The sequence below is a fragment of the Acinetobacter sp. TY2 genome (assembly GCF_046269225.1).
Classification (GTDB): Bacteria; Pseudomonadota; Gammaproteobacteria; order Pseudomonadales; family Moraxellaceae; genus Acinetobacter.
The window spans coordinates 173476-189108 of the sequence record NZ_JBJZOR010000004.1; the positions used below are offsets into that span (position 1 = coordinate 173476).

Below are 15633 nucleotides of genomic sequence, written 5' to 3' on the forward strand. Positions count from 1 at the left end.
GCTTATTTGATTGCATTAACCTTTTGAATCATTTTAGCAGTTAAATCATACTTCGAGTCAAATGCAATCACTGTATTCTTGTTCAATACAAGATCAAGACTGTTTTCAGTGCGCAATTGTTCAGCAGCCTGCTTTACACGTGTTTCAAATACGGAATTTGTATTTTGGATTGTAGACTGAACTTTTGTTTGCACACTTTGTTGAATCGTTTGGAATTCAGTCACTTTCGCTTGATACTGCGCATTAATTTGCTGCGCATTTGCACCTTGAGCCTGAGCTTTTTGCTTTAATGCCTCAATATCTTTGGTGATTTGTTCAAGTTTAGCCGTTTGTGGTTTTACTGTTTGCTCAAGCGCTGCATTTTGTTGTTTCAAATACGTGCTACTTTCAACCACTTTTTCAATATCAACAACACCATAACCCGCAGCATGTGTTAAACCTGTAATACCCATCGCCAAACTTAATAATGCAACTTTCATTTTTTTCATCATCATTCCTTTAGTTATATATTAAAACAGTAATCGGATGACCGCACTTAGAAAGTACGGCCGATTTCAAACTGAATTTCTTTGGTTTGATCGCCTGGTTTATCATTCAATGGGAATGCATAACTCAGTGATAATGGACCAATCATCGTAATCCACGTAAAGCCTACGCCTACGCTATAACGCATATTACTTAAATCGAAGTCAAAGTTATCTTTACAATATTGTTTTGCATCGACACCTGGGTCTTTTGAACCTTCCGAATCACCCTGAAGATATAAAGTGCCTTGCGCGGTACTACAATTCGTATCAAAAACTTGTGCACCCTCAGCAAAAATCACAGGACGAATTTGACGAGCCCAATCACCCTTAAATGGAACAGGTAGTGCAATTTCAGTACCGAACTGAATCAAAGCATTACCACCCACTTCCTCAGGATCGTAATCTTTTGTATGACGTTCATTATACGTTACGCCCGGATAATTCGGTCCAAGCGTACTGTTATCATAACCACGTACTGAACCATAACCACCAGCATAGAAGTTTTTATAGAATGGTAAATCATTACCGTAACCTAACTTACCATAACCACGCCATACAAAATCACGCCCTAATGGGAAATAAGCTTGTGCATCATAGGTTAGTTTCTGATATTCAACATCACTACCCGGCAATGCAATTTCAGCATTTACACGATGTGACATACCTGAGGTCGGGAAAATTGGACGGTTTAATGTGTTATAAGACCAACCTAAGTTTAAGTTATAGGTTAAAAACTCACCCTCAAACTCATCACCGTAAGGAATTTCCTCCACAGCACATTTAACGCCCGTGATCACATCCTTACCTGTTACAGGATCTTTCTCAGTGATATCCTGCATTTGCGACTTACCATTGTCATCTGTCGGGCAATAGCTCGTTTCATGGTTTTTCTTGCCACCATTTGCTAACAGATAATCACGCACATAAGTCGAAACATATGGACCTGTGGTCACTTTAGTATTGTCAATGTTTAAACCTGCACTGACATTCTGGTTTTCATCAATTGGGTAACCAAAAGTCAAACCACCACCAAAACTGTCTGTAACGTAATTATTAACGTTATAGTCATTATCCAGTTTGGTTTTACGGTAATACATATTGTAACCACGACTCACACCATCAATCGTGAAATATGGATCAGTCACACTTAAGTTATAATAATCTTGTGTTTCTGAACGCGAAAGATCAATAGCAACACGATTACCTGTGCCCAAGAAATTGGTTTGACTTAAGCCTGCTTGGAAGGTAATACCACCATTTTGCGAATAACCTACCGCTAAAGTACTTGTACCTGAATGTTGCTCTTCAACTTCAACATTCAAATCGACTTGGTCCGGTGCATTTGGAATACGTACAGGTTTAACATCCACTTTACTAAAGAAACCCGTACGCTCTAGACGTACTTTTGACAAATCAATTTTTTCATTGCTTGCCAATGCACCTTCCATTTGACGCATTTCACGACGTAATACTTCATCAGCCGTTTTAGTGTTTCCTGAGAAGTTAATACGGCGTACTGTCACTTGCTGACCAGGGTTGATATAAAAATTTAAATCAACCACATGAGTTTCATTGTTAATTTCAGGAACAACGTTCACTTCAGTATAGTAATACCCTGCATTACCATATTTACGAAGCAATAACTGCTTAACAGCATTCACTTTTTCTTGCGAATAAGTTGTACCATCTTTATAAAGTTGTAAGGCTTTCAACTCTTCAGGTTTATATAGCGCATCACCTAAAAACTTAGTTTCACCAAACTTGAATTGCTCGCCTTCGTGTATTGAAACTTCAATGAAGATATTCTTTTTATCTTCACTGATATTCAAATTTGAGCTATTAATGTCAAAGTTGATATAACCCTTATTCAAATACAGTGCACGTAAAGACTCTAAACTTGCCGCCATTTTCTCACGAGCGTAGCGATCATTACGTGATACAACAGACAACCAACCACTTTCTTTTACAGCGAAGACCTGTTTAATCTCATCATCTTTAAAGACTGTATTACCAATCACGTTGATATCAAAAACTTTCGCAGGTTTACCTTCGTTAAAGTTAATATCTAAATCAACACGGTTATTTGGACGCGCGATTGTTTCAACTTTCACATCGGCATCATAACGACCTTGCTGTGAATACTGTTGCTCAAGTTCAGTCTCCAAAGTTTGCAATGCAGACTTCTTCAGCACCTCACCTTCAGCAAGACCCATTTTCTTTAAACCTTCTTCCAATGCTTCTTTTGGAATCAGCTTATTGCCTTTGAAGTTAATTTTAGAAATAACTGGTCGCTCAACAACAGTGAACACCAATACGTCATTCTCTTTACTGGCTTTGATATCATCAAACATATTGCTTGCATAAAGCGTACGAATTGAGTCTGCAATAATAGGATCTGAAATGCGACCGCCACTACTGACTGGCAACATTGCCAGTACACTGCTTTGAGTCAAACGAACCAAACCATCTACACGGATATCACGTGCAATAAATTCGTCTGCTGCATATACGTGTTGTACAGCTGCCATTGCACTTACAAGTGCAAGTGGCATAAATAAATGTGAACGCTGCATGCCTATTATTTTCCAGTAAAGTTAATTGTCCATCTATAACGTTTATAAACGCATAAAATCATTAAATATTGCGAGTATCATCATGCTACCCAACAGTAACATACCAATTTTCAAACCAACCAATTGTATTTGTTCAGAAACAGGTTTACCACGTATTGCTTCAATTATGTAATAAACCAAGTGACCGCCATCAAGCATCGGTATTGGCAATAAATTTAGAATCCCCAAACTCACACTCATCAGTGCCATAAAGGAAATAAAGGTTTGCCAACCCATTTCAGCACTTTGACCTGCCACTTTTGCTATGGTAATTGGCCCTGATAGATTATCCAGCCCAATTAAACCACGCACCATTTTCACCATGGAGTTCAAAATCATCGCTGAAATTTGACCCGTTTTTTCAACTGCCATGACTGCAGCTTCAGCAGGATTATATTGAATCGTTTGCTTATATTCTGCAGGAATATTGACCTGACCTGTCTGCGCCTGAACACCAAGCATACCAGTCACTTGTCCCATATTGTCACGTTTACCCTGTGGCATGACTTTTAAATGAACAATTTGACCTTTTCGCAACACATCCATCGCCAAAAGTTTTTCAGGTGATTTTTGTACCACATCCACCACATCAAACCAATCTTTCATTGGCACTTGATTAATTGCAACAATCTTATCGCCTTCTTTCATGCCTTGACGAATCGCCGCACCATCTTCACTGAGTTTAAAAACAACAGCAGGAATTTCAGGACGATACGGTACAAATCCCAGTACATCAAAAGGTGATTGGGTTTGATCTTTTAAGAATGCTTGAATCGGTAATACAAAATTTTGTACTTGACCTTGACGTTCAACTCGCAAATCGATATGCCCTGTTTCACCAACACGATCAACCAATGCATAATTGAGCTTTTCCCAATTGGGTGTTTCAGTACCATCAATCGCTACAATTTTATCACCCGCTTGTAGTTGCATCGTTGCAGCAGGTGTATTCGGTAGAATTTTACCAATACGCGTATTCAATTGTTCTTGAGCAGGTAAAAATAGAATCCAAAATAAAAATGCTGCAAAAATCAGATTCACCAATGGTCCTGCTGCAACAATCGCAATACGCTTCCATGGTGATTGGCGGTTAAATGCATAAGGTAAATCTTCTGCACTGACATTGCCTTCACGCTCATCAAGCATTTTGACATAGCCACCTAAAGGCAAAGCCGAAAGCTGATACTGAATACCTGATTTTTTTGATGTCCATTTAAGCACAACAGGACCAAAGCCTATGGAATACACCAAGACTTTAACACCCAATTTACGAGCAACCCAATAATGACCAAACTCATGAATGGCAATTAATGGACCAAGTAAAAAGATAGCAGCAACAATGATAAAAAGAACATTCATGCCTTAGCTTCCCAGTTGTAAAATGCGCTGTTCAGCAACCTGACGAGCAAGTCGATCTGTATGCAAAATAATATCAATACTTTCTGCAACACCATTTTGAACATGATTGAGCGTATATTCAACTGTTTCTGCAATCTGTAAAAAACCAATTTTCTGCTGTAAGAATGCAGCAACTGCTATTTCATTGGCTGCATTTAAAATTGTAGCCGCTAAACCACCATTTTTCATCGCTTGGCGAGCCAACTTTAAAGCTGGAAAACGAACTAAATCAGGTTCTTGAAAATCCAACCGTGATTGTACGAACAAATCTAGCGGTGGCACATCCGTCTGAATACGCTCCGGCCATGCCAAAGCATGAGCAATTGGCGTACACATATCAGGGTTACCCATTTGAGCCAAAGTTGAACCATCCACATATTGAACCATAGAGTGAATAATACTTTGTGGATGCACAACCACTGTAACAAAATGTTCTTTAATTGAAAATAAATGACACGCTTCGATCAATTCCAAGCCTTTATTCATCAAGGTTGCTGAATCTACCGATATTTTTTGTCCCATCGACCAATTCGGATGCTTACAGGCTTGTGCAGGTGTGACTTGTTTTAATTGTTCTAAGCTATGATCACGAAATGGCCCGCCTGAAGCAGTCAACAAAACTTGCTTCACACCAAGTAAAGGCTCACCGTGTTTCTCAATCTGTAAATAATTTTGAGGCAGGCACTGAAATATCGCATTATGCTCAGAATCGACAGGCAACAATAATGCTTGATGCTTTTTAGCCTCTTGAATCATGATATCACCAGACATCACCAAGGCTTCTTTATTGGCAAGTAAAACACGTTTACCTGCTTTAACAGCCGCTAATGTAGGTAACAATCCTGCTGCACCAACAATTGCGGCCATAACAACATCGACATCTGTATGTTGTGAAACAGCAATTAAACCTTCCTCACCACTTAGAATTTCAATATCATGAATATTCATAGCTTGAAGCAATTGATTTAATTCATCTACTCTTACAGCAGGCACGACCGCGATTTTCGGTCTATACTGTTTACATATTTGGCTTAATTCTTCAATACGACTATACGCCGTCACTGCAAAAACCGAATATTTGTCAGGATGTTGCTCCAAAACTTTAAGCGTGCTTAAACCAATCGAACCCGTAACACCTAATATACTGACAGATTGTGACATCTATAAATTTACACCAATAAGTTTTAAAACATACAAACCTGCTGCAAAAATCGGCGCAGCAGCAAGTAAAGAATCAATTCGATCAAGTACACCGCCATGACCTGGCAAAATACGTCCCGAATCTTTAATTCCAGCACGACGTTTGATCATTGATTCAAACAAATCGCCCTGCACTGAACTAAAGACAGTAACAATAGATAAAATCAGAAAAAGAATATGTTGTGAGAGCGTTAGATTCAAGTAAACCGTTTGCACAATCACAATAATAATGGCAACCGTAACAATTCCACCCAATAAACCTTCAATGGATTTATTTGGACTAACTGAAGGTGCAAGTTTACGACGCCCTAATTTACGTCCAACAAAATATGCACCACTGTCTGCCCCCCAAACTAAAAGGAACAAGTACATGAGCCACCAAGGTGAACTTTCCCAAACATTGAAAATCGCAGTGACAGCAGCGGTAATCAGTACCAATCCAACAACATATAGGCTTGCATTATACCAACCATCATATTCTGGATAAGACTTCACCCAATGCACACTTACAATCCAAGTAAGAATTGAGGCAGCCCAAAGCAATAATGCTAAGTCGCCAAAATAAAGTGCTAAACCTGAAAGACCAGCTGTAAGTAAACCAAAGCCTGCTGCTTGAAGCTTATTTACACTGTCATTCTCATCACGTGGCATGAGCTTAAACCACTCATAACCACCCGCCCCAGCCATAAGAATCATCAACACATACATCGGGTAAGGTGATGGAGTAGCGAACATACAGCTCAGCACTACCGCGACCAATACCAATGCGGTTATTATCCGCTCTAACATTATTATTTCTCTGTATTCTGTTGTTGGATTTGCTCTGATGTTTGTCCAAAACGTCGTTCACGGCCCGCAAATACGCCAAATGCGTGATCAAGCTCTTCAACTGTAAACTCTGGCCATAAAGTCTGAGTAAAGTATAATTCTGCGTAAGCCGCTTGCCACAATAAAAAATTCGACAGCCGATAATCACCACCCGTACGAATAAGTAGATCAACAGGTGGTAAGTCACCCAAACTAATATGCTGCCCAAAAAGTTCAGCATCAATTTGATCAACTTCTAACTCTTGATCTTTTACCATTTGTGCAAGTTGACGCGCTGTATTTGAGATATCCCACATACCGCCATAACTGACCGCAATTGTTAACGTCATGTTAACAAAATTAGCAGTCCTTTGTTCAGCATGCAACATTAATTCACGTAGCTCAGGTGAAAGTCGACTGCGATCACCAATAAAACGCAAGGCAATTTCAAAGTGAATCATGCGAGGAATTTGTTCAAGAATCGTTTCTTCAAGCAATTTCATGAGCAAATCCACTTCATACTGTGGACGATTCCAATTTTCACTGGAAAAAGCATAAATGGTGAGTGCAGTTATATTTTGTTTGCGACAATGTTCCACAATAGGATCAAGAACATTTTTTCCTTCACGGTGGCCATCGCCTTTTTGTAACTGTTTCTTTTTAGCAAAACGATTGTTGCCATCCATGATGATGGCAACATGTTTCGGAAGAGTCGTGTCTTCAGATGTGGTCATTGTAAATCTTAGACCTTCATCAATTCAGCTTCTTTTGCAGCAAGGCGCTTTTCAACTTCTGCAACAAATTTATCGGTGATTTTTTGGATATCATCACTTGCACGACGATCATCATCTTCAGAAATTTCTTTTTCTTTCAATAATGCTTTGATGTCACCTAAAACATCACGACGAATGTTACGAATCGCAACTTTCGCATTCTCAGCTTCATTACGTGCAACTTTTTGCATGTCTTTACGTGTTTCTTCAGTCAAAGCCGCCATTGGTACACGAATTGTATCTGAAGTCACAGGGTTTAGACCGAGACCAGACTCACGAATTGCTTTATCAATCGTAGAAACCATTGAGCGTTCAAACGGCTGTACAACTAAAGTACGCGAGTCTTCAACACCAACGCTTGCTACTTGATTCAATGGAACATCAGAACCATAGTAAGAAACCATAACGCCATTTAAGATTGATGGATGCGCACGACCCGTACGAACCTTTGCAAAACCATGCTCTAAAGATTCTAAAGACTTGTTCATACGCTCTTCAGCATCTTTTTTCAGATCGTTAATCATATGATCTTCCTTACTTATTCATTCAAAAACAAAAAATTAAAGTTCAGCAGTATAAAGTGCTTTCAGGCTCACGTACATTAGTTTGTAACGTGAGTCCCTTCTTTTTCACCCATCACTACAGAAAGCAATGCACCTGATTTATTCATATCGAATACTTGCAGGGGCACATTATGATCACGACATAAGCAAATTGCCGTTAAATCCATCACACCTAATTTTTCATCAAGTACTTGATCGAAAGTTAATGTGTCATATTTAACAGCATCATCGTATTTACTTGGATCTTTATTGTATACACCATCAACTTTAGTCGCTTTCAAAATCAAATCTGATTCAATTTCAATACCACGTAAGCAAGCAGCCGTATCGGTTGTAAAGAACGGATTACCCGTACCTGCAACAAACACACATACTTCGCCTTGCGTTAAATGGCGAATTGCATCACGACTTGAGTACGACTCAACCACAGCACCAATTGGCAATGCAGACATTAAGCGAGTTTTAATATTACGGCGTACCAAAGCATCGCGTAATGCCAAACCATTCATCACCGTTGCAAGCATACCCATTTGGTCACCCGTTACACGACCAACCAAACCTTCTTTTTGCAATTGACTACCACGGTAAAGATTACCACCACCCACCACGATGCCCACTTGCACACCCAAACCTACCATATGTGCAATAGATAAAGACATTTGATCAAGCACTTGTGCATCAATCCCCATGTCCTTATTTCCAGCCAACGCTTCGCCAGAAAGTTTAAGTAAAATGCGCTCGTAACGTGGCTTTTTTGAATCCATCATGAGTGTACTCCGAAATCTATAGCTTAATTTTATCTGAATATCTTTAAAAATTTCTTAAACTTAAACTGTTTTTACAGCAATAAGTTTAGCAAACAGGTCATATTCATCTGCATCGGTAATTTCAACTTCAAGTAAATCGCCTGACTTGATCAGTGATTTATCAATATCTTCAACAAAGACATTGCCATCAATTTCAGGTGCATCTGCATAAGAGCGTGCAATTGCAACAGGGAATTCTTCGTCTAATTCATCAACCAATACAGTCATGGTTTGACCAATACGCTTCTGTAGTTTCGCAGCCGAAATAGCTTGCTGAACTTCCATAAAACGTTCATAACGTTCTTGTTTAACTTCTTCAGCAACATGATCAGGTAAATCGTTTGCTGTTGCACCTTCAACCGGTGAATACGTAAAACAACCTACTCGATCAAGCTGTGCTTCTTTTAGCCAATCCAGCAACATCACGAAGTCTTCTTCAGTTTCACCTGGAAAGCCGACCACAAATGTAGAACGAATCACTAAATCAGGACATTTCTCACGCCATAATTTTAAACGTTCCAGTGTATTTTCACTGTGGGCTGGTCGCTTCATCAATTTTAAGATGCGCGGACTGGCATGTTGAAAAGGAATATCTAAATATGGAAGAATTTTGCCTTGTGCCATCAGGTCAATAACAGCATCGACATGCGGATATGGGTAGACATAGTGCAAACGCACCCAAATGCCCAATTGACCCAATGCTTCACACATATCAAAAAACTTAGTTTTAACAGGCTGACCATTCCAAAAATCCAACTTATATTTGGTATCTAAACCATAAGCTGAGGTATCTTGGGAAATCACTAAAACTTCTTTCACACCTGCATTTTTCAATGCTTGAGCTTCAGACAGAACTGAGCCTACTGGACGTGAAACAAGGTCACCTCGCATACTTGGAATAATACAGAATGTGCAACGATGGTTACAGCCTTCCGATATTTTCAAATATGCATAATGTTTTGGTGTTAAACGAATACCTTGCTCAGGGACAAGGTCTATGAACGGATTATGTTTAGGTGGCTCTGGTACGTACTCATGTACGGCTTCCATCACTTCCTGATATGCTGCTGCGCCTGTTACTTTTAGGACATTTGGATGCATCGCGCGAATTTTCGCTTCATCTTTTCCTAAACAGCCCGTCACAATAACACGACCATTGGCACTCATGGCTTCGCCAATGGCATCCAATGATTCTTGCACTGCAGATTCAATAAAACCACAGGTATTCACTACAACTAAATCTGCACCATCATAATCTGATGCAACATCATAACCCTCAGTTTTTAACTGAGTTAAAATTCGTTCAGAATCTACCAATGCCTTAGGACAACCTAAAGATACAAAACCGACTTTGGGGGACTTCATGAATCTATGCTCCACTATATTCCGCGTATTGTAAGACTTTTCTGATTATAAAAACAGTTGCAAACGGCACTCTTTGCATAACGCACCAAAATACAACCAATGTATATTCAAAATACCCAATTCGCACCAAAACAGTTCAAAAATATTGTAATGTGAATATACTCAATATAATGATGGAATTAAAAAGCACACTTAGTGTTCATTTTTATCAAAAAAAGCGATCAACTTGAACAACAATGAAAAGTTGGCGTGTATTTTGCTTTATAGCAGTTCAGCAATCGCCCAACATCGGGTCAAATTTTCTGAATCAGCTTTTCACACTGAACAGGAAAGGATGCAAGATCAAACTGCTTTTGCGCTATTTTAATACAGGAATTTTGGACGAATGGATCAATATCCAACGATCGATTACAGACTTTTGGTCGACAACATGACCACCGCGATTTTACTGATCGATAGTCAACTTAACATTTTTTATTTGAACTCGTCTTGTGAAGCCCTTTTTGACATCAGTTTATTACGTGCATCAGGTCAACCCGTCATGAATCTTCTTCATGCACCAAATGACGACTTTAATACCTATGAAGCCTTACTCAATACATTAAAAACGGGGCAATCTTACACACGCCGTGAAGCAACCATCAATGTTAACTTTAAAGACATGCACGTGGACTATAGTGTGTCACAACTCAATACGGGTAAGCCCTACCACCCCTTATTGATGATTGAACTTAATCCAATTGATCGCATGTTGAAAATATCTAAAGAAGAAAATCTCATACAACAACATCAAGTTGCTCGCCAACTAATTCGTGGTGTTGCACATGAAATTAAAAATCCACTTGGAGGTATTCGTGGCGCAACACAATTGCTTGCTCGTAGTTTAAATGATCCACAATATGCAGAATTCACCGACATTATTATTAGTGAAGTCGATCGCTTGCGAAATTTAGCAGATACGATGCTGGGCTCACGCCAACTTCCAAGTTACGAATTGGTCAATGTCCATGAACCGCTTGAGCGTGTACGTGCGCTAGTAGCGAATCAAACCAAAAAGAAAGTCAAAATCACACGTGACTATGACCTCTCTTTACCCGAAGTCAAAGCTGACCGAGATCAACTTATTCAAGTGATGTTGAATGTCAGCGTCAACGCTATTCAAGCCATGACTGAAAATAAAAACTTCTTTGTAGACAATCAGCCTGAACTCATTTTAAGAACACGTATTCAGCGACTGGTCACTATTAATGGCACATTACATCGCTCAACACTTCGTATCGATATTGAAGACAATGGACTCGGCATTCCCGAAGATATTATCGAATCGGTGTTTTATCCGCTCGTGACTGCACGTGCAAGTGGTACAGGTTTGGGCTTAAGCATCGCACAAAATATCATGCATCAACATAATGGAATGATTGACTGTCAATCAGTTCCTGGAAAAACAATATTTAGCCTTTATTTACCTTGGGAGACAAACCATGTCACATAATAAAATCTGGGTCATTGATGACGACCGTGCCATGCGTTGGGTGTTGGAAAAAACATTCAAGGAAGAAGGCTTTGATGTGACGAGTTTTGAAGAAGCACAATCTGCACTCGATGAACTCCCTCATAATGCGCCTGATGTCATTTTGACTGACATTCGCATGCCTGGCATTGATGGCTTAACCTTTTTAGCTAAGGTTAAAAGCAACTACCCTGATTTACCTGTCATTATTATGACAGCACACTCAGACTTAGAGTCAGCAGTATCAAGCTATCAAACTGGGGCTTTTGAATACTTACCTAAGCCTTTTGATATTGATGAAGCACTTGCACTGGTGAATCGTGCAATTTTGCATATCAATAAGCTACAACAACAAGAATCTGCAAAAACCACGCAACCAATTCAGTCGACTGAAATTATTGGTGAATCTCCTGCCATGCAGGAAGTATTTCGTGCCATTGGTCGCCTATCACAATCGCACATTACAGTGTTGATTAATGGCGAATCTGGCACAGGTAAAGAGTTGGTTGCACATGCATTACATCGTCACTCACCTCGTGGCAATAAGCCTTTTATTGCACTGAATATGGCAGCCATTCCAAAAGATTTGATTGAAACCGAACTTTTTGGACATGAAAAAGGTGCATTTACTGGAGCAAATACCCAACGTCAAGGACGTTTTGAGCAAGCCAATGGCGGTACACTATTTCTAGATGAAATTGGCGATATGCCTTTTGAAACACAGACACGTTTATTGCGTGTATTGGCAGATGGTGAGTTTTATCGTGTTGGTGGACATATTCCAGTCAAAGTGGATGTACGTATTGTCGCAGCGACACATCAAGATTTGGAAAAATTGGTTCATGATGGTCGCTTCCGTGAAGATCTCTATCATCGACTCAATGTCATTCGTATTCATATACCCAAATTGGCACATCGCTCAGAAGATATTCCAATGCTTGCGCAACATTTCCTTGCCCGTGCAGGCAAAGAACTTGGCGTAAGTCCGAAAATCTTACGTCTTGAAACCCAAGAATACATCAAGCAACTACCTTGGCCAGGGAATGTGCGTCAACTTGAAAATACCTGTCGTTGGCTCACTGTAATGATTACAGGGCGTGAAGTGTATCCCGAGGATCTACCTTCAGAACTCAAACAAATTCCACTTAGCAAAGTAGATGAAACTGGACAAGCGATCACAGGTATTGATCGGATTGCACTGCATCATTGGGATGAAATGCTAGGTCAATGGGCGATTCAAAAACTTAAAAATGGTGAAATGAAAATTCTCGACATTGCTACACCGATGTTTGAGAAAACCTTAATTAATGCGGCACTACAACAAACTCGTGGACGTAAACGTCATGCAGCTGAATTGCTCGGTTGGGGACGTAATACACTGACACGTAAACTTAAAGAGCTTGGTCTAGATTCTGTAGAAGATGAAGACGAAGATGAAAGCAGTAAAAGTGCATTAGCAGATTAAGCTGTAATCATTTAACTTTAACAAAAAATGCCCTGATGATTCAGGGCATTTTTATACATTCACTAAAATGTTCAACAACCACTATTAATTGCTCGTTTCCCATTGCTCGCCTGTTTCAGACAACAAAATATTTTCAGGAAAACGTAATGCAATCAATTGACTTGTATATGCCCGATTATACTGACGATCAACATAGCGCTTACCCACAGAGTAATCGACACAAAAAACATTCTTTTTTTGACCAAACCATTGTACTGCATCAATATATTTAAAAAATCCTGTTTTCTCATCCGTCATTTTAAAATTTCGCCAATAATGCCCAATAATCACAGGAATTTCATCTTGATAATGCACCCACCATGCAGAGCGATCGATCATGCGCCATCTCCCACCGATATAAAAAGGCTGATCAACCAAAAGTTCAGCACCTGAAGTCAATACTTTCATTGGGTTATGCATTTGCTCTACAAGGTCTTGTTGTGCCAAATAGGGTAAAAATGGAATGTCTGCTTGTGGGTTTTTCATCTGTGACCGATATTGCGCCGATTCACGTTTTGCCTGTTCTGCAATGCCTGTTTCACGAACATGATTTTCTGTCATTTGTACAAATTGATCATACGCCTGACGAGTTCCAAGTCCTTGCATACTTTTAAGTATATCAATTGAGTTTTGATCCCAGCAGGCATGTACAACGCGTAACTTTTCCGACTCTAATGCAATTGGCAAAGTTGCCAAAAAATTTAAAATATTCAATCTTTCTTGATGATTTATCTGCCTTGATGTAAAAGATTTATGATCATCTTCATGTGGCGAACCAAAAAACCAACCATTGCCCTCACGCTTTGCATCAATCAGCAAATTTAATTCATGATTACCTAAAACACATTGAGCTTTCCCTTGTTCAACCAATGCTTTTACACGCTGAATCACCGCAAAGCTGTCTGCCCCACGATCACATAAATCACCCACAAAAATAAGCTTACGTTGCTCAGGATGATGACCTTGTTCATCATAACCCAAGACATCTAACAAATGATTTAAAGCTTCAATTTCACCATGAATATCACCTACAATATCAAGAGGTTCATCGAATAATGTCTGTACAAATGCGTTGTTCATTAATCCCCCTAACAGTAGATTTATCCACAAACACAGATTCAGTTGTTTTTATCACACAGCAGATACTTTTCAAAAATTTGCACCTAACCAATTTTCCATACATTCGTCATCTAAATGAAATGCACAATTATTCATTAAATTTCTCACCTTATCTAAATATTGATCATCTAACTCATGAATATGTGGATGAATTAAGACAAAATTCAAATGATTATTTTAGCTAACTCAAAAACCAATGTACTCTCAATCGCTCGTTCAACCATAATAGTTTCAGGCTCAAATTCTTTCAACTGAGCTTCTAACGCATCAATTGAAAGCCCATTTACAGCCACATCCATTTCCCTAGATTTACGATGATTTAAACACAATGCATAGGACGGAAAAAAGTTTTATATTCAACTCTTCATAATGACATTATTACAATTTATTTTTTTTGATAATAAATTTTTAAATTCAATAAACCAACTAATTATATTCAATTATTATGACAAGCATTAAACACCATAAACAGATAAACCACTCAACAAAAAAATAAAATATCGTATAAAAATCAAATATTTCACCAACTTTTCACATCCAATACGCAGCAAAAAAATATCTTTTTTTGAAATTTTCAGAAATTTCAGCACAATAGAAAATAGCACCAATATATAAAAAGAAGCACTTATGAAAATTAGATATTTTATGCTCATTGCTATTACTTTGAGTGCGATAGATACTACTTTTTCCACAGTCGGTGGCAAGCAAATGTTGTGATTTTCAGGCTATGATCAAAATGCCCAGATACTTTATTGATTACGCCATTATGAAGATGAAAGTGTTCGCTTACCGAACTCTATTATTATCATTTAAAAGCATGTACAGCAAAGCAAACTAAAGCACTCCCTCAATTAATTGAAGTCAGATCGCTTATCTTAGCCAGCAAACTCAAAAACTTGATACTGACTAAAATAGCACTCAATTCTACAAAAAAATTGATAAATTTCAAAAGCGCTTACAGCCTTCAAGAATCGAAGAATCAACACAATTGCATATTCAGCAACCAAATCTTATCTCACAATTCCAGAAGATACAGGCTATATCACTGAAGACTCTATTTTGCTCTCTAATCATTTAGTTATTTAGAATAATCATAAAAAAAGACCTCAACCATGAAAATAGTTGAGGTCTTTAAAATTCATAAACTTAAGCAGCTTCACGCTCACCAATTGGCGTTACTTTACGCAGCTCAGGACCCGTATAATCCGCACTTGGACGAATAATACGATTGTCTGCACGTTGCTCCATGACATGTGCAGCCCAACCTGTTACACGACTCATCACAAAGATTGGCGTAAATAGCTTGGTTGCAATGTCCATGAAGTGGTATGCCGATGCATGGAAGAAGTCTGCATTACAGAACAATTTCTTTTCACGCCACATCACTTCTTCACAGCGCACTGATACTGGGTAAAGTGTGGTATCACCTACATCTTTCGCTAATTTCTC

Annotated in this window: 14 protein-coding genes; 2 read left to right on the forward strand and 12 right to left on the reverse strand. The window is 38.9% G+C overall.

Annotated features, from left to right (window positions below; translation table 11 throughout):
- Nucleotides 1-2 precede the first annotated feature (2 nt).
- From ACK1JC_RS04050 to rimO, 9 genes are all read right to left on the reverse strand, one after another.
- Entirely contained in the window at nucleotides 3-488 is a 486-nt protein-coding gene (locus tag ACK1JC_RS04050) for an OmpH family outer membrane protein (RefSeq protein WP_409510570.1), read from the reverse strand.
- A gap of 47 nt (nucleotides 489-535) precedes the next feature.
- On the reverse strand, nucleotides 536-3100 hold the full coding sequence (gene bamA, locus ACK1JC_RS04055) for an outer membrane protein assembly factor BamA (protein WP_409510571.1): 2565 nt from the start codon (nucleotides 3098-3100) through the stop codon (nucleotides 536-538).
- A 42-nt stretch (nucleotides 3101-3142) separates the two neighbouring features.
- Nucleotides 3143-4498 (reverse strand): RIP metalloprotease RseP, encoded by a 1356-nt coding sequence (gene rseP, locus ACK1JC_RS04060; protein ID WP_409510572.1) that lies wholly within the window; start codon nucleotides 4496-4498, stop codon nucleotides 3143-3145.
- A gap of 3 nt (nucleotides 4499-4501) precedes the next feature.
- Nucleotides 4502-5698: a 1-deoxy-D-xylulose-5-phosphate reductoisomerase gene (gene ispC / locus ACK1JC_RS04065; RefSeq protein ID WP_409510573.1), complete on the reverse strand. Its 1197-nt coding sequence runs from the start codon at nucleotides 5696-5698 to the stop codon at nucleotides 4502-4504.
- Nucleotides 5699-6526, reverse strand: a complete 828-nt coding sequence (locus ACK1JC_RS04070) for a phosphatidate cytidylyltransferase (RefSeq protein ID WP_409510574.1) — start codon at nucleotides 6524-6526, stop codon at nucleotides 5699-5701.
- A 2-nt stretch (nucleotides 6527-6528) separates the two neighbouring features.
- Nucleotides 6529-7278, reverse strand: coding sequence for a polyprenyl diphosphate synthase (uppS, locus tag ACK1JC_RS04075; protein ID WP_409510575.1), 750 nt, complete (start codon nucleotides 7276-7278; stop codon nucleotides 6529-6531).
- 8 nt (nucleotides 7279-7286) lie between these two features.
- Nucleotides 7287-7841, reverse strand: a complete 555-nt coding sequence (gene frr, locus ACK1JC_RS04080; protein ID WP_409510576.1) for a ribosome recycling factor — start codon at nucleotides 7839-7841, stop codon at nucleotides 7287-7289.
- A 77-nt stretch (nucleotides 7842-7918) separates the two neighbouring features.
- Complete coding sequence (pyrH, locus tag ACK1JC_RS04085; protein ID WP_409510577.1) at nucleotides 7919-8647, reverse strand: UMP kinase; 729 nt, start codon at nucleotides 8645-8647, stop codon at nucleotides 7919-7921.
- A 60-nt stretch (nucleotides 8648-8707) separates the two neighbouring features.
- Nucleotides 8708-10051 (reverse strand): 30S ribosomal protein S12 methylthiotransferase RimO, encoded by a 1344-nt coding sequence (gene rimO, locus ACK1JC_RS04090; RefSeq protein WP_409510578.1) that lies wholly within the window; start codon nucleotides 10049-10051, stop codon nucleotides 8708-8710.
- 385 nt (nucleotides 10052-10436) lie between these two features.
- Here rimO and glnL point away from each other — a divergent pair, with 385 nt between their 5' ends.
- Entirely contained in the window at nucleotides 10437-11543 is a 1107-nt protein-coding gene (gene glnL / locus ACK1JC_RS04095; RefSeq protein ID WP_409510579.1) for a nitrogen regulation protein NR(II), read from the forward strand.
- Nucleotides 11533-13026: a nitrogen regulation protein NR(I) gene (gene glnG, locus ACK1JC_RS04100; RefSeq protein WP_409510580.1), complete on the forward strand. Its 1494-nt coding sequence runs from the start codon at nucleotides 11533-11535 to the stop codon at nucleotides 13024-13026. Before glnL ends, glnG begins: the two co-directional genes overlap by 11 nt.
- An 84-nt stretch (nucleotides 13027-13110) precedes the next feature.
- Here the strand turns inward: glnG and ACK1JC_RS04105 are convergent, their stop codons facing one another.
- From ACK1JC_RS04105 to ACK1JC_RS04115, 3 genes are all read right to left on the reverse strand, one after another.
- A complete protein-coding gene (locus ACK1JC_RS04105; RefSeq protein ID WP_409510581.1) occupies nucleotides 13111-14145 on the reverse strand; it encodes a metallophosphoesterase in 1035 nt (344 codons plus the stop codon).
- Nucleotides 14146-14348: 203 nt separating this feature from the next.
- Nucleotides 14349-14477 carry a hypothetical protein gene (locus tag ACK1JC_RS04110; protein WP_409510582.1) on the reverse strand — a complete coding sequence of 43 codons (129 nt, stop codon included), beginning with the start codon at nucleotides 14475-14477 and terminating at the stop codon, nucleotides 14349-14351.
- An 853-nt stretch (nucleotides 14478-15330) separates the two neighbouring features.
- The coding region (locus ACK1JC_RS04115) for a citrate/2-methylcitrate synthase (protein ID WP_409510583.1) at nucleotides 15331-15633 on the reverse strand (303 nt) is incomplete at its 5' end.